The sequence below is a fragment of the Erythrobacter sp. R86502 genome, from assembly GCF_042466465.1.
GTDB lineage: Bacteria > Pseudomonadota > Alphaproteobacteria > Sphingomonadales > Sphingomonadaceae > Erythrobacter.
Map to the genome: position 1 here is coordinate 48,341 of NZ_JAXHCJ010000002.1, position 23,057 is coordinate 71,397.

A 23,057-nucleotide genomic window follows, 5' to 3' on the forward strand; every position below is an offset into this window, starting at 1 on the left:
TTTCGATCCCTGTTGGCATGATGATTTCAATGGATCGGACACCCGATAGTTCCACGCTGGGGACAGATAAGCACCCCTCTTTTTCGCCGAAGGCGATCCGGGAAGCGCTTGTCTGAGTTCTTGCTATGTTCTAATATCGTTCCCATGCTTTCGAATCGTAATCTTGGTCAATCTGACTGTGATGCAGAGCGACTGTATCTGGATTTTGATTCCTTTTTTGCTTCAGCAGAACAGCATTTTAATCCGGACCTTCGCGGCAAGCCGGTTGGGGTGGTTCCGCTCGATTCGCCGCACACGGGGTGTATTGCGATCAGCCGTGAAGCCAAAGCCTTGGGCGTGCCCTCAGGAGCGTCGATAAAAGACGCAAGGCAAATCGCCCCGCAGATGATTTTCGTGGTCGCGAGGCCTGATGCATATGTTCGGCTCCACACCCGTATTCTGGTCGCCATCGAAACGTGTCTGCCTGTGGCCAAAGTCCGATCCATCGATGAAGTGGTCTGCCACTTGCTGCCGTCTGAAGCCCAAGACGCCGCTAGCTTGGCGCAGCGAATTAAGCGTGTGCTGGCCGAACGATTCAGTAGCGGATTAACCTGCTCGATCGGGATCGCGAAGACCGAACTGTTGGCGAAAATCAGTGCCGAAATGAGCAAGCCAGACGGGTTTATGCTTTTGCGGACCGTCGAACTTCCTGAGCGGATCGAGAGTTTGGCGCTCAATAATCTGCCTGGCATTTCCAAAGGTATCGAAGCGCGGCTTAATGCAGCAGGAATTCGCGATATCCAGGCGCTCTGGTCAGTGGAACGAAAGCATGCGCGAGCGTTATGGGGCAGCGTCGAAGGGGAGCGGTTCTGGAGCGAGTTGCATGGCCACCATGTCGAGCGCCCGCCGACCACGAAAGGCATGTTTGGGCATAGCAGAAACCTGCCACCGGACTGGCGCAGCTCTGACAAGGTGCGAATTTGTGCACGGCAATTGGCGCTGGGTGCTGCCCGTCGTCTACGCCGTACGGACAATAAGGCGTCGAAGCTCACAGTCAGTTTGCGCGGTGATCGATATCGGCGTTCAGCAAACCCGAATGACTGCAAACTTCGCTGGAGTTGCGAAGTGCCATTTTCACCGGCGCATGACGATCAGACGATATTGCTTGCGCTCACGGCTGCCCTGTCATGCTCCTCGCGCGAAGTATCGTTCACACCGCGGTCTGTCAGCGTGACGCTGCATGGTTTGGCGGTTGACACTGACGTGCAACAGGATTTGTTTGCCGCCGCGAGCGATCTCGAGCCAGGCCAGCCAGTGGCGGCGGAGACGCAACGGCGAGAACGATTGAGCAAGGCGATGGATCAGATGCGAGCGTCCCATGGCCCAAAGGCCGCTTCGTTTGGCCCGCCTGAAGAACTACCCGGCGGATATTTGGGCGCAAAAATCGCGTTCGGGCGGATCCCAGACGAGCAAGACTTTAGCGAAGCACCGACCAAGGATGAAGCGACGCACTTCTGTTCGTTTTAGCGGACAAAGAGCGGTGTTTATTGCACACCGCGCCGTTCACACACTTTCTCTGCTCCTGCTAAAATTGGCTCTTTATGCCAAATCCCTGACGTCTGGTTCCCGAGCGAAGAAGCGCTTGGCAGCGTGGCCAACGAACGATTTATCCGCCTTTGTAATGCCCTCAGCATGCAGCGGAACGTGGCAATGTTCTAACAACACCGCAGCGCCGTCATCATGACCGATTGCCTTCAGATGTGCCCAGGCATCACACTCAAAACCTACTGCGGCGCTGTCTTTGGTGAGTTTGGTGGCGGCCTCCTTGGTAAGGACCAAGGCGGCTGCGTCGAGTAATACCGATGGTGTGCCTGCCAATTGGCCGTCAGCTTCTAGAGTTCCGCCATCGACTGGGATGCCACCGATCTTAGGGGCGAGCAACATGGCCACCCCGCCCTCATCTTCGACAGCCTTTTTGAGCAGGTCGATAGTCTTCTTATCCGATCCCTCAGCAAACAGAATCCCAACGGTGCGGCCCTTGAGCGTTACGTTGATATTCTTCTGGATTGATAAGGCATCCGATATCGCCATATCAACGGGTTGGCGCGCGGGCTTCGCGGCCTTGGGCAGATCGATCGCCAGACCCTTGGCAATCCGTTTCGCCAGATCAGTGTCGATATTGCGCAGCTGCGCCACGACGCGAGACCGGACATGCGCGAGCGTCACTTTCGACAATTCGAACACGATTGCAGAAGCGATATGCGCCTGCTCGTTTTCGGTTTGCGAGAGATAGAACATACGCGCCTGACTGAAGTGATCGGCAAACAGTTCGCCGCGGGCGCGAACCTTTTCGGTCGGATCATTACGTTCAGCGTTTTCGCGGAAGGAACTGAAGCCAGTTTCCGGACATTCACGCGGGCCGCCGTCTTCGCCCGCTTCAGCAAGGCTGTTGGGCTCGTAATTAGCTCGGCCAGTGGGAACCATCGTTTGCATCAAACCATCGCGCTGAAAATTATGCATCGGGCATTTTGGCGCATTGATCGGTATCTGGTGGAAGTTGGTGGTTCCAAGGCGCGACTTTTGCGTGTCGAGATAGCTGAACAGGCGGCCCTGAAGCAGCGGATCATTTGAGAAATCGATACCGGGAATGACATTGGTCGGCAGGAAAGCTGCCTGCTCAGTCTCTGCAAAGAAATTGTCGGGATTGCGGTTGAGCGTCATCTTGCCGATGATGCGCACCGGGATGTCTTCCTCTGGAATCAGCTCGGTCGCATCAAGCACATCATAGGGCTGCTTTGCCGCCCATTTTTCGTCAAAGGTCTGAATACCGAGTTCCCATTCAGGGAAGTCGCCCTTGTCGATCGCTTCGTGCAGATCGCGCCGGTGATAATCCGGGTCCGCACCGGAAATCTTGACCGCTTCATCCCAAGTTGTGGACTGCACCCCAAGCACCGGCTTCCAGTGAAACTTAACGAATGTGCCCTTTCCATCAGCGTTGACGAAGCGGAAGGTATGGACCCCGAACCCCTCCATCATCCGCAGGCTGCGCGGCAGGCCGCGGCCGGACATCGCCCACATCACCATATGCATGCTTTCAGGCATCAGGCTGATGAAATCCCAGAAGGTGTCATGCGCTGATGCCCCCTGCGGATAACCGCGATCGGCTTCGGGCTTTACCGAGTGGATCAGATCAGGAAACTTGATCGCATCCTGAATGAAGAAGGGCGCCATATTGTTGCCGACAAGGTCCCAATTACCGGCATCGGTATAGAACTTGACCGCGAACCCGCGTACGTCGCGCGGTGTGTCCTTCGATCCCTTCGAACCAGCCACCGTAGAGAAGCGTGTGAAAAGCGGGCAGCTGTTACCCTTTTCCTGAAACAGCGATGCCTTGGTCAACTCCGGGATCGCTTTGGTAACTTCGAAGATACCATGGGCGCCGGACCCGCGGGCATGGACGATCCGTTCGGGAATACGCTCATGATCGAAATGGAAGATCTTTTCGCGCAGTACGAAATCTTCCAGCAATGCCGGCCCACGCGCACCCGCCTTCAAACTGTTCTGATTGTCCGAAATACGGTGTCCATGATTGTCGGTAAGATGGGCAGGCCCATCCGCGTGGTTGCCATTATGCGCAATCTGCTGATGAGTTTCGCCGCCCTGCTTGCGCTGGCTTTGTTCGAAGTCGGCGGAACCGCTGCCGGGCTGAATATCGTTCAAAGTGTTGTCGAGCGCTGAGCTCGTTTTGCTCTTGGCAGGATTTGCCTTCGCAGAACTCGTCTTTAAACTGGTTTTCTTCTTGGTCATGCGATGCGTCCTTCCACATGTTCAGCGCCGATGCGCGAGCGTGGTAGGTCAGCGCACGGACTGGCCAATTAGGTCTGCCAACTTCCTGAAATCTTTCGCTTCGCAGCCTATTTATTTGTTCGCGTGCCGGGCGATCTGTCTGACCGCAATGCCGGCCAGCTCATGACATTCGACCAGGCCTTGAGCAAATGGATGCCGCTCAAGAAGCTGCGGGAGCGCAAGACAGAACACTCTGCCAGCATTCAATCCGTTCACGTTCAGCTCGAATGGCCTTAACAAGGCCGCATCACCGTCATCCACACTTGCTACGAGAGACGGAAACGGCAGATCCGCCACTTTCGAAGGAGATTGCCCCCGCGCATCAATCATCGTGTCGAATGTGATCGGCCCATCCTCGGTCTCGACCTCGATCGAGCCGTCGCTTCGTTTCGCGAATGACGAGTCCTCACCTGTTGCCAGCAATTCCAGCACACCTGCGTCATACAGGGCGATCACACGGGCGAGCGACAGATGCGGCACGGCGGCATAACAATCGCCAAACACCGGCATCAAGTGCTCGAGGAATCGGGAGTAATCACTCTCGGAAAGTTCGCGTAGCGCAAGATCGAAAACGGCATGTCCGCGCAACAGGGCATAGCGATGAGCGATCGTATGCTTTTGCTCGAGAGACTCTCTCACCTGAGCCAAGTCCCTCTTTACAGCGCGGAGCCCGCCGAGCTCACGCCGTCTTTCGAAATAGGCTGGCGCAAATCCTTCGACGGTCTTGGCCGAAGGCGCGAAACTGGCCAGATATTCTGGGTCGCAGGCGTCAAGTTCCGCACATAGTAGCGCAAACACCCGGTCGAGCAGTCCGTCCGGTCCCTTGCCGACTTCCTTACCAACTGCCTCGTCAGTTAGATGCTGCAGCGGTTCATAGGGAAACGGATAATAAAAATCGCCTTCCGGCATTATGCCAAGATGTGACACCATGGTGACTCGCAAAGCCTCGCTGCCGTCCGCGGGCAGCCAGGTTACTTGATCTCCGGTCTCGTCGAAGGTGCCATGCGCGTGACCTAGAGCTACGACGATGTCTATCGCTGACAGCGATGACCCCAAGATGCCGATGTCACCGGCTTTTAAGCTAGTGATGTTTGTGTAGGGCCAAGGTGAAACAAGATCGACATCGTCGATGGCGGGGCTGGTTGGCCAGGAGTGCCCGGAAGCGATAATAACGTCGTCGAATATCCAGTTTGCTCCGCGTTGTTGGCCGCCCACGTACAAGGCTGGCTTGCCGTCCTGCACCTCGATATTTGTGACCTTGCAATCGGTGTGCACAGTTACCGTATGACCTTTGGCGGCGGCCTTCTCACACAGTGCCTCAAACTCGGCCTGCAGATACTCGCCTATCAGCACACGCGGATAAAAAGCGCGGGCTGCCAGATCATGCCGGGAGAGTTCCCATTCACTTAGCTCGCGTTTGGGCCGGTCCTTCAACCAGCTTAGCAGCGGTCTCGTGACTGAGGGTATTTCCCGGCTGAACGCATTGCACAACATATAATCCGCGTTCATGGCTGGCTGGTATGGCATGCCGACACCGGCAACAGATGACGCCTCGAAAATGGCAATCTCGACAGGCGATTCAGTGTTGAAAAGATGCTTGAGCGCATAGAGCGCCATTGGGCCGCTTCCGATGATGGCGATCTTCTGCATCTTAGTCAAACCTTCTGTTTGTCCTGCCCGCGTTTTGCCTATTCACCATGATTTACACAATGAAGTTCAGAGGATTGCGCGGATTAACGCTGACAGAATGGCCGCCGCTGTCGGTGCCATCTTCCTGATGGCATCGGCACGCCCGGTCTCGTTCTTATCGTGATTGCGTGCCGGTAGAAGTCGCTGTTCCGCTGCTAGCCCAATTGCGGCCAACAGCACACGACAATTTAAGGAAGCTGCCAGATGACCAATTCTCGGTTGGCGACTTCCGCTTTTGATGTCGTGGACGGCTCTCCACCCCATGGGGTAATTTCTGCGGATGAGTCGGAGAAGAGAGTGACGATGGAGCAAGTATCGGTTGTTGGGCTGGATCTGGCCAAGTCTGTTTTCCAGGTTCACGGTGTCAACGCGCAGGGCGAGGCTGTGCTGCGGCGTAAGCTTTCGCGGGGCCAGTTGCTGAAGCTGTTTGAGAAGCTGCCGCCGTGCCTTGTCGGCATGGAAGCTTGTGCCTCGGCCCACCACTGGGCGCGCGAGCTGGCGGCGCTAGGCCACGAGGTGAAGCTGATGCCGCCGCAATACGTGAAGCCCTATGTGAAGCGCGGTAAGAACGATGCGGCCGATGCCGAGGCGATCTGTGAAGCGGTGACCCGTCCGACGATGCGGTTCGTTGGCGCGAAGTCACCAGACCAGCAGGCGACCATGATGCTGCACCGGGTGCGCAAGATCCTGACACGGCAGCGCACGCAGATCAGCAATGCCCTGCGCGCGCACATGGCCGAGTTCGGCATCGTCGCAGCAATCGGGCGCGGAGGACTGGACCGGCTGATCGCGGTCATCGCCGATCAGGAGGATGCGCGCTTGCCTAAAGAGGCACGAGCCTGCCTCTCCGTGCTGTGCGCGCAGCTCGATATGGTCAAGGAGCAGATCCTCGACAACGACCGGCGCATCCTGGCCGATGCTCGCAGGACCGAAGCAGGCCGCAGGCTGATGAAGATACCTGGCATCGGCCCACTGCTGGCCAGTGCGATCGTGGCCTGTGTTCCTGACCCTGCTATCTTTGATGGCGGGCGCAGTCTGTCGGCATGGATCGGACTGACCCCTCGCCAGAACTCGAGCGGCGGGAAGGAGTGGCTCGGCAGCATCACCAAGGCCGGCAACACCTACCTGCGCGAGTTGCTCGTGGTCGGTGCCATGGCAGTGGTGCGGCAAGCGAAGTTGGGCAGCCCGAAGTGGCCCTGGATGACGCAGCTGCTCGAGCGCAAGAAGCCCAAGGTTGCCGCTGTCGCGCTGGCGAACAAGAACGCCCGGATCATCTGGGCAATGATGGCAACCGGCGAGGCTTACCGCGAAGCGGAGTTGGCTGCAGCCTGAGAGATCGCGCCCCAGGGCGCTACACCAGTTGGAGAGGGCAGACTGAACTGACGCAACAAGCCGGTTGAAACCGCCGGAGCAGGAAAACCCGTCCGACCCCAGCACCTCGAGTGCGTGCTTTTGGGAGGGACCTGACCCGCGCGAATGGCATCAGGGCCAGCGGCCACAGAAAGCCGCGCATACAGGCCGGACACATGGGCGCCACGACCAGCCAGCGCAGTGCAGAAATACCCTTGCCAACGGAGAGCCGTCCACACAGGGGTCGTTTCGAGAAATTCCGCTTTCGGCCAGATTGACGCCATGGCTGCCAGTCCGGTTTAAGGGTTCAGCCTGACCGCGACCAATGACCGCAAATGGGTGGTTTTCTGCCGTTGACCCTTTCGATCCAAGCGGGAAGAATGTGCCGATGCTCGAAGCTAATCCGAAGGCCCGTGCCGACCTGAAGCAGGGCACCCTTTATGCCCTCCTCGGTGAACAGGAGTGGGTCTACTACGGCCAAGTCACAACGGACAAATCCCTAGGATTCTTCCGGCGCAGGGATCGTGAAGTCGCTGCCATTGAAGCGATTGTCACCTCACCGATTATGTCGGTGGTGGCAGTAGTATATCCATCGATCACCCGAGCACTCCGCTCCGGTCAGTGGCAGAAGCTTGGACGTTGTGAGCTTGTGCCCGATCTCCACAGAGGTCGGCGTATGGTGCAATGGCCTGTAGGAACTATCACGGTTACGGTCTGGGATGAGGGCGGCGTGGGCACTGAAACCCGCGTAGATGATCCTGCGATACAAGACTTGGAAGTCATTGCTGGTTGGGACGCCGAACAACACATCCCTTCCCGACTAACTGCTGACTTCGGGCAAGAGACGGCGGAATGGCACATAGGCGGGCCCGTCTGGAGAGAGCGAAAGGTTAAAGAGGAACTGGCGAGGCGGCATCCGGAAGCGCCTTGGCATCAGCTACCAACGGATTGGGTGCCGACTGGAGCCCACTAACGGTTTGTCCTATGTCCGTTCTGGGGTCGTTTGCAGAATGGCAACTTTCAGCGAGAATCCCGTTGAAGCTGCCTGTCCGGTAACGGAGGGTGCACAATCAACGGGATCGGCTGCCAGATTAGCGCAAAAGGTAGAAATCGCGCGGCCCCAGCCAGCGGCCTCAATCTTCGATCTTCTGGGCAGCAGCGCTCCTGCTACCGGCGAACGTCGCGCAGCATCTGCGCTGTAGCATTGCTTGCAGGGGCAAGCGCGCGCCCGTAACGCAGGGCGGTTGATGTCGAGGTCCACCGCAAGGCCTGCGCTACGGGCCCGGCATCGGCGCCGTTGGCAAACAGATCCTGTGTGAGGCCCACGCGCAGGCTGTGGGTGCTGAGCTGCGCGATCGCAGCATCAAGCGCTTGGCCATAAAGTTCCACCAACCCCAGATCGGCCGAGCGCAACGCAGTACGCTTGAGGATCAGCCGCACCGCTGCAGGGGTGATCGCGCCCTCACCGATGGCGTAGGTAATCTTTCCGGGCAACGCCTTGCGGCCGTAGAGCCGCTCCTCGGTCAGTTGCGCATTGGGGCTGAGTGTTCCGATCGCGACAGGCTTTACAGCCGCTTGCGCCTTGATGCGCCGAACCGCCACTCGCCGGAACACTGCCCCTGATTGAAAGCCGGCAGCTTTGAGCCAGGCGCCGATGCGCCGCATGCTTTCTGACGAGATCCAGGCATAAGCCCCCTCCCCCATCTGGTCAGTCTTCGAGGTCGGAATAAACAAGGTACCGGCACCGCTGCTATCATCGCTCGCAGCTATGTGCTCGCAGGCGACCCGCACCAGCTCGGCAACCCGCAGGCCAGTATCATAGCCGAGCGAGAGCAAGGCCGCATCGCGCAGGCCCGGTGGGTCGGTGTCGCAAGCGGCGAGCAACGCGGTAAGCGTGAACGCGGCGCGGGTCGCCCTTCTTCCCTCATCAGCCGGGCCCTCCTCGCCGTGCAAGGCAAGCGCTGCCTCGATCCCTGCGCCAAAACGCAGCGCACCTGCCTGCCGCTGCCGCGTGCCCTGGCGGCGGCGATAGCCCGCCATGGTGTCGCGCACCACCGCCTCACGGGTTGGCGAGGTCACCCCCAACAGACCATGGATCACAGCGAGACTGGAGAGCCGCCGCGCGGCGGTCGCAGGCTTGAGCCCAAGCGTTTCGACATGATCGCAATAGGCAACCACCCGCGCTGCTGAGGCGGGCAAGGCGGGACCTCCCCTGACCGTGCAGAACGCCGCGTAGCAGGCCAGATCATTGGCCAGCGCCTTGACCGTGTTTTGGCTGCGCGCCTCGAGCGCCTTGCGATAGCCAAGCGCGTCGATGGCATGGGCCGGGTCGACCAGCGCTTCAAGCAGGCTGGTGAGCTGCGCGACGCGGTCGATAGCACGCCCCTCGCTGCGCTGCGGCAAGGGTGTCTCGCCGGGCGCAAGGACAATGATGACGCTGGGTGCGGCGATCGCGGATCGCGCTGGCATCAAAGAGGACGAATTGGCGGTCATTCGCGCACCATAAGGGCGCAATCCACCAATGTCACTATCGATAGTATGCAATTATCGATAGTGAATAAACAGATCCTATTTAAGCGCAAAAGCAAACTGCGGTTTTGCTTTCTTTGACGACCGGCATGTGCTTCATTCGGCGCGATTTCAGGACATTGCTCGATGACTCCCTTGCATGCTCTTCTCGCCCTTGGACGGCTCGACGGCCGCCTCACCCACAGTCCGGCGCACACCGCATGGAGCATCCGCGCGCGCTTCGAAGGTGCCGCGATTGCCGCCTGCAATGCTGGCGTTCCGACCGATGCGAATGCCATCGAGGCATGGTTTTCCGGGTCTGGTGCGCCCCCGCGCGCAAGCGAAGGCCTTAACGATCCGCTCGGTGTGGCGGCAATCGTGCATTTCTTCCTCGCTGGCCTTAGCCCGAAAAATGGAGGCCGCGACCGCGAAGTGTTGCGCCTGCTCGGGAGCCTGCTTGACGCGGAACGTGAGGCATCAACTTGGTCGAACGCGGATTTGGTGCACTATGGTCCGCTGTGGCGTGCTTTGCTAAAGACGGCCGAGGAGCCCGGGCTTGAACCATCGCTGACCTCGATCTCAAAACGCCTTGCCCTAATGGCGCGATTGGTGACACGGGCAGCGGATCATTCTGCGGTTATCGCAACGCTTCCCGACAGCCGCACCGTCTCCTTCGACCGCGACCATCCGCGCGCTTGGCTGGTGCTCGCTCTGGTACCAACCTTGCTGCAGCGATCGGGAATGAGCGCGAACCTTCTCCCTGCACTAGTTCCGCGCCGCAAACTCCTGTGCTCGTCGGCCGCCGAGTGGCGCGAGCTCCTGCTCGAATGCCTGTCCGCACAAGTTCTGCTGGCCACGCGCACTCTTGAAAGATTGGAGCGCGAAATTGCACAGTCGCGCTCGCGCTATGAACGCACTGCACGCAGCCGCTTGGCGGATGCGGCCGAACTGTGCATCGCGCTGCCGTCGCTGACGCGCAATAAGCTGGCAATCGCAATTAATGCGACGCCTGCGGGCGCCGGCTATCTGATGCGCCAGATCGAACGCTAGCGAAGCACGAAAACACAGGACACCGTGCGATGGGTTTGCCTGCCGGACGCTTGAAAGCGAATTGGATTCCCAGATAGTCAATGATCGAATTTAAGACAAACTCGCCGTTCCCGCACCAAGAATTCAGCGGCAGGTTCATCACCAAAACCTGACAGTCGGCGAACGCAAGCCTGAGCTGGAACTCCGGCTGCAAATGGGGCGGTTGCGGACCGGCATCTTTGTTGTTCACCTTAGTGCTGTCAGGCGGTGCGCTTGGGGACACTAATGACGGATTGCCGGTGGACCGCCATGCGGACCGCAGCTGGTTATGCCCTACTTCGAGACAGCCCGGGGTACTCCAATACCAAGTGGTAGCAGTTGAATGCGGAGGGATAGAGTTTACCGGTAGGAACAATCCTGGTGTGTTTCGAAACGCGATTTGGCCGCGCGCTGTGCTCGACAACATCGTGAAGTTCGCAGCCGAGCTTAGTTGCAATCGAGGCGAATGCGTCCGTCGCACCGCCAGAGATCAGGTAGGCCAGCATCGCACCGGAACTCGAAAACGGTGCATAGCGGCACTTCAAAAATTCGTTCTCCACGTCGTGAGCATAAGCAGCTACGGCGCCGGGAGTTTCTAAAACCTTCGCCTCGAGCGGCCACATGATTCGCTCATCAGCTCGTAGCACGAAAGCGAGATCGTATTCCGGCGGCTGTGCAGGTGCTGGACGCTTGGTTTCCCTTTCGAACGGTCCGTGCTGGACGTAGAAGGGTTCAAATCCCGTCATCGCAGCGGAAATTCGCGGCTCAAGAACTTGAGTGATGCTGCGCTCCAGATCACCACAGTCGATGAACGGCATCGACTCATGCATCGCGTCATAGGCGAGCCAAACGAGAGACAAGAACTGCCGTGCCGGCTCGGGCGCCCACGTTGCGGCAAGGACTAGAAATGCAGGGTCCGCGGTAGACCGCGACGGCGAGACAGCCCAAGTCAATTGACCGTCTCCTGGATGGGGCGCCCCCACGTAAGCAAATCCAGCGCGACCTCATCGCCGTCCTGGAGACCAACGCTTCTTGTCCAGAACCGCTTCTGATCTGGCTTCACGAGAAAAATCGTCGGGACGCCACTGCTTGCATCGTAGATGCGGCCAATCCGGCGGTTGAACAATCCGCCACCCGACGGGGCGTCTAAGTCGACCAGCCGCTCCAATTGATGCAGAAGCACTGGTGAAGCAATCTCCTGGATGGAGATCCCCGTGTCGCCACCAAGACGGAAGGCGACAAGTCGCAAGGGCATTTGTTCCTGAGACGCCCGGAAGATCGTTGCCGAGAGCGTTTTATCCTCGCCGAATCCCGCTCGGATGACCCTCATGAAATGTTCGCAATAGGAACGGAGGTGGCCCTCGTCGTCAGTATCACCCGACGCAGTCGGCTCATCACCCAGAGTTCCATCAGTCTCCAGAAAGCCGCCAACGGTGTAGGCCAGCGCATCCTCGATCAGCACACGCTCCGCTTCGTTGAGGCGAAAGAGATCGAAGACTCGTCTGTCGAGGCTAGCGTAATCCGAAACCCCTTCCAGTGAGGCTTCGGCCGGGTCTGGTATAGGGAGAGCAAGAATCTCGTCGCGCGATAACTTAGGGCGATAGGCGGACACCCGTCCGCTCGTCAGAAAGTGGAAGTAAACCGCAAGGCACGAGTTGTGCGCTAGGCAAGCGGCATCTAGGATCGCTGGGTCGGCGTGGACGGAAAAATAGCTCTGGTTGGGAAGAACGCCTTCCTTGGTTGGCGATTTCGTAATGCGCGCATGGAAACGCCGCGTCGGGCTGTTCAAGCTATGCTTGATGATGAGTTGGGGCCAAGCGAAGGCGGCAACCCCGGTCGAAGCCTTCGAGTGAATCTTCAGGTCATGCGCGACAGGCAGTGGTTCGGCGTCTAGGCTCAGGAAGCTATCCGTAGGGAACATCGTTTCATCGAAAATGCGGCGCCCTTCGAGGCTCGGCATCGCCTTCGTCCGGTCTCCGAAATTAAGGCCCTGCTGATACGGAAATGCCCGCTGAGCAGCTAAGGCGCCTAGGCTCGGAAAACTCTGAAGCCGCCGGATCAGTTGGAGATCGCGCGGTGCGCCCCACATGAGCTGTGACCAAATTAGCGGTTCCGAAATGGCATCAGAAGTCTGCAGCGCGCGATCGTCTTGAGGCTCGATTAATATGCTGAAGTCATCAACTAGCGGACGGACATGCTTTGGGCAGACGTAGCGGATTAAATCGTCAGTTTCCGGCGCAGCCGGAGTCATGATGACCACACATGCGGGGGCAGCCGAAGTCTTGGTCGTGTGGGTCTTGCGCCGAAAGACCTTAAAGCGGAGCGCCGAGAGATTGAAAATCGCCTCGATCCGGCGGCGTCCGAAAATCTGCTGCCGAAACAAGGTCGCCTTTGGACTAATATTGAAAAGCAGCGAGTTTGCGGACTGGATCATCGCAACGCGTCCAGATGGCGCCGCCAGATCCGATCCCTTTGCTAGGAACAGTCCGCCGATGTCCTTGTTGGGAATAGACCATCCCCGCCCTGCCTTGGCCCATATTTTCGCGTCCTCAGTGATCACACCGTCGCCCCACGGCGCGTTCCCGAGCACCAGATCGTATGAGGCGCCATCTGTCGCAGTATCGAAACCGGTTTGCCCCTCAGTGAAGAAGTCCGAGCAAATCAGGCGGCGACCGCGCATGGGTGGGAAGGTTACCTGGGTCCAGTAGTGACGCGGCTCAATCTCGTCGCACATGGCGAGGTAAAGACTGAAGCACGCGACCCGCACCGCATGCTGATCCTTGTCGACGCCAAATATGTTACGCTCGAGCAGCCGGCGCAGCGTTTCTGCACGCACCGTATCCCCCGGGTTGGCGAGCTTCCAGCGGTGGACCAACCTTTGGAACGCTTTGACCAGAAAAATCCCGGATCCACACGCAGGATCGATGATCTTCAGATCCCATTCGCTTCCGTTCCAGGGCAGAACCTGATCGAGAATGAAGTCCACTAGATAGGGCGGCGTATAGAAGATGCCGTCCTTGGCAGCACGCTCCGTCACGAATGTCTCGTAGATACTGCTAATGAATTCGAGCGGGATAACGTCGAAGGCGTATTGCGGCCACAGAGACATCTGCCGGGACTCTAAGTCTACATCGCCCCGAATGAATTCAGCCAAAGATGCCAAGTGTTCCGGGCGAACAACGTCCTTCTCTATCGCCCAACCGACCGCCCGAGCCTGATCTGTGTCACCCTTGCCTAGAAACAAATCACCGTTGAACTTCGTGTTCAGCCAGTCAAATAGCCGGTAGGTATCATCGTAGCTCGACAGGATGCTGGCGAAGCTGCCGTGAGTTTTTGCGAGGACTCCCTCTTTCTGCAATCGCTGCAAGGTCGCAGGCGTGAGGGCGGCCTTTCCGTCTTGGTCCTTCCGATCGAACAGGAACTGAACGAAGATGATCCGCGCCAGAAGGTCGTGGCAAATATCGTCGTCGACTAGCCCCTGACCGGCCAACACTGCCCGTATATGCCGAAGATTCCGGAGCAGCATTTGATCGGCTCGCCCATCGCGATGAAACCGTGCCGCGTGAGCTAAGAAGAACCGGCCGGAAACCAGATTGATCCAATGCAAGGCCCGCACAGCCTGGGCTTCGAGTGGGTCGGAACCGTGCGGAGACATGGCGTCGGATGCCACGTTCTGAACTAGATACGTCGAAAGATCCCGGCTCGGGTCAGGTGCTTCGCAGCAGGTCCAGACCTTGAGGATCGTGGGTTCGATCGTAACCAGGGTGGGCGCATGCGAGAAGTTCCACGCCAAGCGATGAAGTTCGCGCAGCGTGTCTTCGCTCACAGGGCCTGCGAACTCGGCGACGATCGCCAGAGGTGGTTCTGATGTCGCGGCTTCCGCGTCCGCCATGAGAACGCCCAGGCGAATGCCTTGTGCATCTGGCATGGCGCCGAGTGATCGGCCGATCTTACCTCGTACCAGATTCGCGAAGACTGCCGCGCCCGCGCCCTTGGGGGAAAGGATTGCATCGGTATGCGGCCAGCCCAAGTGGCCGCCAGCAATATCGAGGGTTAGGGGTGGGCTCTCCGTCACGAGCGCAATTCCAGCGTGCCCTGTTTGTCTCCCGCAAACCGTCCGGCGGCCGCAGCACCACGAGGCTTCTTTTTGGTCAAGCCAAGTCGAGCGAAAACGGGCTCAGCCGAAACACCGGAGAGGCGTAATTCAGACAGTAGAGCCGCTATGACAGCCAAATGATCAGGGACCTCCCCCCGCTGCCGATTGTTCGTGATCGAGTTTGGTCTCATGCCAAGCAGGCTGGCAAACTCCCGGATCGTGAGCCCGGCCCGAGCAAGCTCTGTAACAAATTCGTCATAGGTCATAGGAGGGCAGCATCCACATCATTTAATGTACCAAGCACATAAAATGATGTGAATCCACAAGCGATCACTCGCGACTGCGATTTGTCAGATGGCTGCGTCGTGCTTGCGACCGGCAGTATCGTGCTTCGCAGCTGCGGTTAGTCCTGACCACGTTCGGTAGGATAGGTCGGGATTGCGTTCTTTTACTCGAAAGCGATCATGCAGCTTGCCACCCATCCCCGGTCATTCCAGTGGCGACGCCTGCATTCCAAAACCGGCCATAGCCGACAACTGCTTCGACCGGACGCTTACCTATCTGACGCGGAATCTCGTTTTCCAAGGCATTTGATACGCAGCTGGTGCGGTTTCCGGCTTCGTTGTCAGCTTCAACGACTTCATGTATTCGATCCCCCGCGAGTGATACATCACTGGAAATTTGCTACAATTTCCTGGAATCCCATTCCTTGAAGTCGGGAAAGACCGGTCCGTATAGACCGTTTTCCGCTTTGATCGGCACCTGACATCGGACATGGTCTGGCCGCCGAGAGCCGCGGTGCTAAAACTGGGCAAAGACTGAAGGAAAACGTGGGTTTCAGTCGTTATTTTGTTTCGACCGCGCTGGCATCGAGCGTTTCGAAAAAAATTTCTCGCTGAACGTGCCGCAACCGCTGTTCGAAAAAAAGTCGACCGAACTCCGACCGATCGCGTAAATTGCTCGTATTTAACAGCTATTCACAGATTGATTTGTCACAGCGGGTGAGAATCTCACAGTTCCTGACACGGAATCTTATTTGCCGTGACTTTTAACACGATCAGCGACCTCGGCAAACTGTTCAAGGTCTCGCGGCCGACCATCTATCGTACGATCCCGCGGGAAGAGGTTGCTCATAGGCGTTGACTGTGTCCGCACCAGACGGTCGAGCTAACCGGAGAGACCGATCATCGCCATAATGGCTTCTCTTGCCAATCTTCCGGGAACCCCATTGCAGCCAAGTCCCCGGTCGGATGGGTCAGAATGTGCGCCTTCACGTCACGTGCCCACAGAGATTCAGGAGCTACTGTTAGCATCACCCCATTGATCATGGTGATGGTGTTGTAGAGCTTCGCAGGCGGTCGATCACCGGCCGAGTGGTCCAGCGAAAGCTGAAGATCTCTCGGTTTGCTCGGCAAACGCGGGCAGATCAAGAAACCCCGATTCCAAAGGCGCCCATGGTGGGCGCAAATATTGCGGACGTCGACCAGGTGGCGGACGAAAGGCACGAGAACCGTCTCGGTCAGCCCCAGGGGAACTGCTATGCGGTTACGTAGCGATCGGTCCGCGAGGATCGAATACCATCGAGAGAGCTGCCCGAACGACATCATCTCGGCGACCATCCACACCGGTGGCAGAGCCGGGGCCCGATACGTCTTCCGATAGTGATCGATGTAGGTTTCGTTGGACTCCCCGACATCCTTTGCCAGCTTCGCAAGATTGTCATGAAACTTCTTGCGCTCGGAATAGAGACCCGCGTCGAGGTAACTGTGGCCATGATCGAGCGACGCAAGTTGGTAGGCCCAACTGCCGCGCAGAGCGACCTCAACGTGCTCGGTGCCGCGCATGACAAGGCGCCGAAGGAGGCGGTCAAAATCGTACAGCGCGGTCACCGTCTCGAAGTCCGTGCCCCGGTTGAAGCGCGGGCCGGGCTCATCCTTCGGGCGCTCGAAATAGAGCCAATATGCACTCAGCCGATAGTAGCTGACGTGCGTCAGCCAATACCGGGCCCGCTCCTCATCAGGGATGGCCATGCCATTGTCGCGCAGGTGGGCGATCTGCTGATCGAGATTGAGCGAGGGCTTGCTGAAAACGCGCGTCATGCCCGCCGATGCTTAGCGACAGGGGCCTGAAAACAAAAGACCCGCCCAGTGTGCATATCCTTGCGGACAGAGGCCGGGCGGGTTCGATTGAGTTCGAAATAGGCCGGATATCCCAACAAATCAATAAGGCTTGTCATCGGCTCACCGCAGATGTCCAAGAGACCCTCCCCGGCGGCATAGGATGACGGCACCTTGCTGTAAGCGACGCATCAAGATCCAGGTTCAGCAACGCGAATACCGGAATGTTTTCTGGGCATGCGATAGTGATCGAGGGCTGGTCCAATTAGGCTTCAATGAAGCGCTGAACCTGATCCAGCCATTACGGCCGTTCGAGATCAGCCGGATGGTGTTTTTGCACAACTGACCTGATTGCCGATTCCCCATGTTGCGGGAGAGGAAGGCGAACAAAGCTAGAACGCTTGGAAGAACATGACCGCCGTGATATGATGCGTGAGAAAGGCACGGATTATGTCAACTCACAATTACTCATCGCCACATAACCCGCTCAGCCAACCGGATAGCCCCTACACGCCGGGAACACCATCGGGCGAAGCGCATCGAGGGTATGTATTTCAGAAAAGCGAGTCGCTCTTCGAATCGACACACACGCCTCGCTCGAGTCAGCTTCCGGTTGCTCGTATTGTGATGATGCTGATGCTCGGTTTCTGGGGAAGCATCATCTTGAGCATAGTGCTTTCGGTGATCTAAGCTCACTCATGCTCCAAGCTGCACATCGTAATCACTTCCTGTTAGGGAATGAGAGGTGCAAATGATTGTCATGACCCTCGTATTTCTGGGTTAGCCCTTCCTTCACCAACACAGGATCGTTGAAGAGAACGGTGGCACCAGGGTTACGCTCCTTCATGAACTCAATGTAGTTACGCGTTTGCTCGCGATCATAGGCGCGGCTCTGCCAAGTGACAGGAGCATTACCACCATCACGACGGAACGGCCGAATATCCACCTGCCTTCCTTGCTCATGGGTTTCATGGCCAGCAATGTCGCCGCCACCGCGCTTGCTGATGTCCCCGATATTTACCGGAGACCCCCCGCGCCTTGCCCATTCGGCTGACGAAGCGCGCAACTCGTTCGCGACCGACTCGGTTGCATACTGACTGCCAGGCGCGGAGTAGGTTCGAAAACCTTCGCCGGAACGAGGCAGCACAGAATTCACGGGGCCGCCACCAGTGGCCCCTCCCCCGCCGATGCCGAGAGTGTTTCCAACCCGCTCGGACGTATCCGAGATCCAGCCCTTTGCATCCTCAAGATAATTCTCAGCGCCCTTGATCACCGGAGAGACCAGCGACCTGCCGATGGATTCATGATTGCGCTCGTCAACCCGGTCTCCGAGAGCTGCGGCACGGCTCTCGGCGCCGCTGACTTTGTTTCCAAGAGACAGGCCCTCTGAAGTCAGACGAAACGAACCCTCGTCAATTCTTTCTGCCGCTTCCTCTCGTACGGAAGCATCTCCCGAATTAGAGCGCACGCTAACATTGGGGCCACGCGCCGAGATCGCGCCAATGTTCGCCTCGCCGAACGATTGGACATCGTCAGCCGATGAGACCGAAGGCCGCTCACCTGTCGGAGTGCCCAGTTCGGGAAATGATACACCAAGTTCCTGACGCACCTGATCAACCTTGTCGTCCATGAATTGCCGCAGCAGGATCTGCTTGACCTGCTCCTGCTCCGGGGTGGTGGCCACGAGGCGAGGTTGCCAGCCTGTCGATGCAAGGACGCTGTTCTCCGGGGCGCGCAGCGCCTGCTGCGCATAGGTGACGAACTCCTGTGTCTCGTCTTGGCTGAGCGAGTATCCGCGAGACGCAGCCTCGCTGAAGTCCTGACTGTGCCGTTCGTAGGCCTCCTGTGTGCGAGATGCCTCATTCGAATAGGTGCGCGTGTCGGCCAAGCTGGCCGAATAACGATCGGAAAGCGACTTGAGTTCGGTGTCGGAACTCGAACTCGTTGCGCGCGTGAAGTCCTCTCGCGCCTGCCGTGCCTGGGTTGAGTTCGATTCCTTATAGGCGTAATCCGCGACCCGGGAGAGAGCCTGATCGGTGGTCAAGGTTTCGCCGGTTTCATGACGATGCTGAGCAATGATACGACCCGCAAGATTGGCAGAAACGTCGGCTCCGAGAGATGCGATAATGCCTTCAGTACTGCCAGCCCCAAGTTTGCCATTAACGCCTCCAGATCCCCCAGCTTCGCCGGACAAGAAAAAGGTCCTGGCGACGTTCTGGGACTCGCTCTCGGTCAATCCAAACCTCTCTTGAAGAGTATTGGATAGCGAACGAACCTGGTCGTTAAACTTCGACACGCTCGAATTGAACGCCGATCCATTCTCGTTCGAGGACGACGCGCTCCGACTAGCGCTTTCGAGAAGCTCGGTGCCTGTAGAAACAGTGGCGCTACGAGACTCGGATGCCGCTTGCCGAAGCCCCTCTGCCCTGTTGAAGCCTTGGGAAAGAGCCTCCCTGAAGTCCGATGCGAACCCGTCGGTGCGTACCGGCTTGTAGGCCAAGGAAGAGATTGCCTGTCGGGTGTCGAAGGCGTTGGCACCATTGGCGAACCCTGTCTCGATCCCGCCGTCGGAATGAGTGAACGACCTCTTCCCGAACCCGGAGCCATAGCTGAACGTGTCATCGTGCTTGTTGAGGCTGCTATTGTTGCCCGACAGGTTCTGGAACGAGATGTTGCCAGTCGCATAGTTGCCCAAGGTGCGCTCGGCCGCAGCCGCCTGCCCCGCAGCCTGGGCCGGGCCGAGCAGCGACGTGGCCTGCCCGGCAATTGCCATCGCACCGCGCGCCATGCCGGCGGCGATGAACGGCACACTCATCATCATGAACCCGGCAATCGTCGCAATGTCGTTGTTCACATTGGTGATGCCATTGCTGACCAGCAGCGTCGGCCCGGTGGGCGCGACCGCCGCATAGGCGCTGGCGGCGCGGTTCATCACGAACATGTGAAGAACCACATAAAGCGGTCCCCAGCTCGCAAGGTAGAAGAAGCCCATCCCGTAACCGCGAAGCGTCGTGACGCCGGTTCGGGGGAAGAGGAAGAGCGGAAAGATGACCGGGAACATGGCGTAAAAGACGACGTGCAGGACGATGCCGAGGAGCGGCACCCACGTCATCGCCTGCTGCGCGATCGACGTGTAGGTGTTGCGCGCCTGAGCGTCAGCGCGCTGTGCCGCATAGGCGTCCCACCCCGCGTCCGAGAAGCTCTCGCGCGCCGCCATGAAGGCATCCATGACCGAAACCTGCTGGAGATAGGCATAAGGATCGATGGCCGCTCCGTGCATGTTTCCGGCTATAATGCCGAGGTCGTTCCTCAGGCGCTGCGCGGCGATGGTGTCGAGAAGATCGGGATAAGCGCCCTTTGCGAACAGAGGCAGATCGGCATCGATTTCGGCGGTCCATTGCGCGTCGAGCGCCGCATAGGCCGCGTCGCACCGAATGATCGACGACGTCACTGTCGTCCCGCTGCGAACAAGGAATTTCTGGGCACGGGAAGGACTGCCTGTCCCAATATCGCGCCACAGGTTGTTGCTGTTCGTGAGCGTCTCCATCGGCTTGAACCCAAGCAACACGTCATAAAACACGCACTGCTTGAAATGCTCGTCGAGATTGGCGCGGAAGACCGGATCGGTGATCTGGAATGTCTGCGCCTTCTCAAGCAGCCGCGCGCCATAGATGATGCCATTGTTGGTCATCTTGAGCGCGTCGGGCATGACGAACACGGTCTCGGCCGTGCGGGTCATCCAGTCGCCGAACTGGCTCGTGAAAGAAGCCATAACCCCCAAGCCCAAGGGGACGTTGGCGACCGTGGCGGGCGCAAGCCCGGGATCGATCCGGTCGGTGACCTTGATGGTCACCGTGGGCACCAGCAGCATCATGTAGATGGCGGTCGCCTGCAGGAACCAGTTCATCCATGCCCGCCAGTCGAAGTTGAAGGCGAGCACAAGCAGAGAGTAAATAAGGCCCATCACGAACACGACCTGGAGCATGGAGCGGAAGCCCCCTCCCCCAGACCATGCCGCAACAGCATTGAGGACATTGACGATGTACTCGCCGCCGCCAACCGTGAAGACCTCAAGCATCGCCAACGCCCTTCCCTGAAACCCGCGGCCGCGGGCGCTTACCTGATGCCCTGAGCCGAAAGACCACGACCGAACCTGAGCGACGCTGAGATCTGCGGACTCATGGTGTTCTTGAGCGATGCCTCGAGGAACTGCGTGCGCTGGATAATCTGATAGGTATCGCCGAGCTTGCCCGACATCTCGGCGCGCTTGGCATTGAGATTGATGCGAACGTCCTGCACCTGCCTGCGCCAGTCGTTGAAGTTCTTCTGCTCAGGAGCGTCGAACCCGATCTGCGAGCGGGCGACGTCGTCGAGCATACGGTCGATGTTCCCGAGAAGCACCTCAACCGCGACGATCTCGGCAAGGGAATCAAGCTCGCCCGCTCCGAGACCAAATTGTGAGGCGGCGTTAACGACCAGGATCTTGTAGAGCGGAATCGACGACATTCCGAGTAGATTGACCTCATCGTTCGACAACGTGTCGTTGATGCGGATCCTCTGCGCAATGCTCTCCATCATCCGCTTGACACGCGCCTTGTACGCGGAATTGGCATCAACCCTCAGCGGGGTCGGCTGCGGGTTAAGACATTGGTCGGGACCGCTTCCATCGCTACAACGATAGATCTGAGCAGGCGCAACAGACGTGCCGTCGAGGAGGGCAGTGTATGTGTCCCAACTCGCTGGTGCGATAAAGCGGAAAGTCCCGGGAACGCTATCGCTCTCCGGCTTCACATAAATGATCGTGCCGACCATAGTCATGAGCCATTCGGCGTAATCCACATCCGGCCTCGTAGCCGAATTGTTCATCAGCGCCTTCCAGGTATAGTTCTTGCTCTTAGCGATCTCAGCCTGAGGGTCGCTACTGCCATCGATGACTGCGTTACGCCTGTTTTGGTCAGGGCAATTGTGCCGAGCACTAGCGGCGTCGGAGAATATGCCGCTGCTACGCCCGATATTCTGACAAATCGTCTGCGTAGCGCCATCCATCTTCGGCCAAAGCGCACCAACGGCTTGCTGCGCGAACTCGCACGAGTTCATATTGTACTCGTTCATCTGCTGGATCTTGTGGCTCATGTCCTTCATCACACCGCCGATCTGCGCCGAGATGGAATCGATCGCGAGCTGGAAGGCGAAGCCGATCGCATTGTTAGCCGTTGCCTTCAGCGTCGCAACGATCTCATCGGTGTTGATGAAGCTGAAGGAACCGCCGAACAGATCGATCCCGCCGCAACCCCCGCTGGCACGGGGCAGCTGCAGGTTAACCGGATTGATCTGCTTGGTCGGGAACCGAGTCCACAGACTTCCGCCGGAATAGTAGCCTGCCGCCTGCCCGTCGAAAGCCGAGGGTCCGGTGACATTGGCAGCTGCGCCAGATGAGTTGAAATAGGAGTTCATCTCGCCCTCGACACTGGCCATCGCCGGCGCTGCGGCGAGGCTGACAGCTGCGAGACACGCGAGCGAAGCACCGGCGAGACGGAAACCACGACGAAATAAGGATTGCTCAGACTGGCTCATCAGAAGTCACTCCCCGGTTCGGTGTTGGTGAGGGTGAAGATGCGGTCCATGACATCGTCGGCCGCCATCACGCCGTAACCGATCGGCATGGGCTGCTTGGTCACGGTGTCGAACAGCACCAGAGCAGGCACCTGCTTTCCGGCCATGCCCATCGCCTGGAACTGCCCCGTATCGATCAGGTAATTGGGAAAGGCGGCGTTGGGGCCGCCATCGATCGATACGGCCATGACGGTCATCCCGAAGCGGTCGGAGACGCCCCTGATGATCGGAGAGAAGACCTCGCACGCCGCGCAGCCCGAGGAGTAGAAATAGAACACCCCGTAGCGCTGGCTGATGGCGGCAAGCGCGGCATCGCGCTGCGCGGTGCGCTGGGTCGTCCACGTCTTCTTGCCAAGCGCATTGATCGGGCGCTGGAGGGTGTAATCCAGCTCGGGGTTCTGCCAAATGGCGCGGCGCCACACGTCGGCGAAATCTGAAGCGCGGTCGAGCTGTTCGCGCTGATAGGAAATATAGGCCTGCACGTTCTGGGTGGTGGGCTCGAGGATGGCCTTCGCCTTCAGCTCCTCCAGTCTCTCGCTTATGGCCTTGAGACGAACCGCAGCCGGAATACTGGCTTGGGCCTGCGCAACCGTCTCGGGATCGGGTTTGGGCTTCTCGCAATAGAACCACTGCCCAAGATTGCGTTCGCGGCAGTAGAAATCATCGCCCTGCTGAAACCGGATCAGGCCGTCATCGCCCTCATCGCTCTGCTGAGCCACCGCAACGCTCGGAGCGAGCGTCGCACTCATCATGGCTGCACTCAGCACAGCACCCCATATCCGCGTCATCGC

14 protein-coding genes are annotated in these 23,057 nt (G+C 58.5%); 4 read left to right on the top strand and 10 right to left on the bottom strand.

The features are described 5' to 3' along the window. Nucleotides 1–108 precede the first annotated feature (108 nt). Nucleotides 109–1,506: a Y-family DNA polymerase gene (locus SJY33_RS14730; protein ID WP_379923652.1), complete on the top strand. Its 1,398-nt coding sequence runs from the start codon at nt 109–111 to the stop codon at nt 1,504–1,506. A 72-nt stretch (nt 1,507–1,578) separates the two neighbouring features. On the opposite strand, the gene SJY33_RS14735 is transcribed toward SJY33_RS14730, so the two are convergent. Next, nucleotides 1,579–3,786, bottom strand: coding sequence for a catalase (locus SJY33_RS14735; protein WP_379923653.1), 2,208 nt, complete (start codon nt 3,784–3,786; stop codon nt 1,579–1,581). A gap of 111 nt (nt 3,787–3,897) precedes the next feature. Further along, nucleotides 3,898–5,475 carry an FAD/NAD(P)-binding protein gene (locus tag SJY33_RS14740; protein WP_379923655.1) on the bottom strand — a complete coding sequence of 526 codons (1,578 nt, stop codon included), beginning with the start codon at nt 5,473–5,475 and terminating at the stop codon, nt 3,898–3,900. A 342-nt stretch (nt 5,476–5,817) separates the two neighbouring features. Between SJY33_RS14740 and SJY33_RS14745 the strand changes: the two genes are divergently transcribed. Together SJY33_RS14745 and SJY33_RS14750 are read left to right on the top strand one after the other, a co-directional pair. Beyond that, the gene (locus tag SJY33_RS14745; protein ID WP_379923756.1) at nt 5,818–6,846 is read left to right on the top strand and encodes an IS110 family transposase; all 1,029 of its coding nucleotides are present in this window, start codon (nt 5,818–5,820) and stop codon (nt 6,844–6,846) included. A 406-nt stretch (nt 6,847–7,252) separates the two neighbouring features. After that, nucleotides 7,253–7,837 carry a hypothetical protein gene (locus tag SJY33_RS14750; RefSeq protein WP_379923656.1) on the top strand — a complete coding sequence of 195 codons (585 nt, stop codon included), beginning with the start codon at nt 7,253–7,255 and terminating at the stop codon, nt 7,835–7,837. A gap of 194 nt (nt 7,838–8,031) precedes the next feature. Here SJY33_RS14750 and SJY33_RS14755 read toward each other — a convergent pair whose 3' ends face one another. Beyond that, nucleotides 8,032–9,357, bottom strand: a complete 1,326-nt coding sequence (locus SJY33_RS14755) for an integrase (RefSeq protein WP_379923657.1) — start codon at nt 9,355–9,357, stop codon at nt 8,032–8,034. Nucleotides 9,358–9,519: 162 nt separating this feature from the next. Between SJY33_RS14755 and SJY33_RS14760 the strand changes: the two genes are divergently transcribed. Then, entirely contained in the window at nt 9,520–10,422 is a 903-nt protein-coding gene (locus SJY33_RS14760) for a hypothetical protein (RefSeq protein WP_379923659.1), read from the top strand. A 305-nt stretch (nt 10,423–10,727) separates the two neighbouring features. Here the strand turns inward: SJY33_RS14760 and SJY33_RS14765 are convergent, their stop codons facing one another. The 7 genes from SJY33_RS14765 to traF form a co-directional block, all read right to left on the bottom strand. Then, entirely contained in the window at nt 10,728–11,258 is a 531-nt protein-coding gene (locus SJY33_RS14765; RefSeq protein WP_379923660.1) for a hypothetical protein, read from the bottom strand. Between the two features lie 131 nt (nt 11,259–11,389). Then, nucleotides 11,390–14,470 carry a class I SAM-dependent DNA methyltransferase gene (locus SJY33_RS14770; RefSeq protein WP_379923661.1) on the bottom strand — a complete coding sequence of 1,027 codons (3,081 nt, stop codon included), beginning with the start codon at nt 14,468–14,470 and terminating at the stop codon, nt 11,390–11,392. 41 nt (nt 14,471–14,511) lie between these two features. Then, on the bottom strand, nt 14,512–14,802 hold the full coding sequence (locus tag SJY33_RS14775) for an XRE family transcriptional regulator (protein ID WP_379923663.1): 291 nt from the start codon (nt 14,800–14,802) through the stop codon (nt 14,512–14,514). Nucleotides 14,803–15,720: 918 nt separating this feature from the next. Next, a complete protein-coding gene (locus SJY33_RS14780) occupies nt 15,721–16,635 on the bottom strand; it encodes an Abi family protein (protein WP_379923664.1) in 915 nt (304 codons plus the stop codon). Between the two features lie 739 nt (nt 16,636–17,374). After that, nucleotides 17,375–20,731 (bottom strand): conjugal transfer protein TraG N-terminal domain-containing protein, encoded by a 3,357-nt coding sequence (locus tag SJY33_RS14785; RefSeq protein WP_379923665.1) that lies wholly within the window; start codon nt 20,729–20,731, stop codon nt 17,375–17,377. Nucleotides 20,732–20,769: 38 nt separating this feature from the next. Next, nucleotides 20,770–22,227 (bottom strand): conjugal transfer protein TraH, encoded by a 1,458-nt coding sequence (locus SJY33_RS14790; protein WP_379923667.1) that lies wholly within the window; start codon nt 22,225–22,227, stop codon nt 20,770–20,772. Beyond that, nucleotides 22,227–23,054 carry a conjugal transfer protein TraF gene (gene traF, locus SJY33_RS14795; RefSeq protein WP_379923668.1) on the bottom strand — a complete coding sequence of 276 codons (828 nt, stop codon included), beginning with the start codon at nt 23,052–23,054 and terminating at the stop codon, nt 22,227–22,229. The genes SJY33_RS14790 and traF overlap by 1 nt, the downstream gene beginning before the upstream one ends. Between the last annotated feature and the right edge of the window lie 3 nt (nt 23,055–23,057).

Bases quoted from the DNA above. Each gene is read 5' to 3' on its own strand.
- SJY33_RS14735 (WP_379923653.1), bottom strand. From the start codon at position 3,786: ATGACCAAGAAGAAAACCAGTTTAAAGACGAGTTCTGCGAAGGCAAAT.
- SJY33_RS14740 (WP_379923655.1), bottom strand. From the start codon at position 5,475: ATGCAGAAGATCGCCATCATCGGAAGCGGCCCAATGGCGCTCTATGCG.
- SJY33_RS14745 (WP_379923756.1), top strand. From the start codon at position 5,818: ATGGAGCAAGTATCGGTTGTTGGGCTGGATCTGGCCAAGTCTGTTTTC.
- SJY33_RS14750 (WP_379923656.1), top strand. From the start codon at position 7,253: ATGCTCGAAGCTAATCCGAAGGCCCGTGCCGACCTGAAGCAGGGCACC.
- SJY33_RS14755 (WP_379923657.1), bottom strand. From the start codon at position 9,357: ATGACCGCCAATTCGTCCTCTTTGATGCCAGCGCGATCCGCGATCGCC.
- SJY33_RS14760 (WP_379923659.1), top strand. From the start codon at position 9,520: ATGACTCCCTTGCATGCTCTTCTCGCCCTTGGACGGCTCGACGGCCGC.
- SJY33_RS14765 (WP_379923660.1), bottom strand. From the start codon at position 11,258: ATGCCGTTCATCGACTGTGGTGATCTGGAGCGCAGCATCACTCAAGTT.
- SJY33_RS14775 (WP_379923663.1), bottom strand. From the start codon at position 14,802: ATGACCTATGACGAATTTGTTACAGAGCTTGCTCGGGCCGGGCTCACG.
- SJY33_RS14780 (WP_379923664.1), bottom strand. From the start codon at position 16,635: ATGACGCGCGTTTTCAGCAAGCCCTCGCTCAATCTCGATCAGCAGATC.
- SJY33_RS14785 (WP_379923665.1), bottom strand. From the start codon at position 20,731: ATGCTTGAGGTCTTCACGGTTGGCGGCGGCGAGTACATCGTCAATGTC.
- SJY33_RS14790 (WP_379923667.1), bottom strand. From the start codon at position 22,227: ATGAGCCAGTCTGAGCAATCCTTATTTCGTCGTGGTTTCCGTCTCGCC.
- traF (WP_379923668.1), bottom strand. From the start codon at position 23,054: ATGACGCGGATATGGGGTGCTGTGCTGAGTGCAGCCATGATGAGTGCG.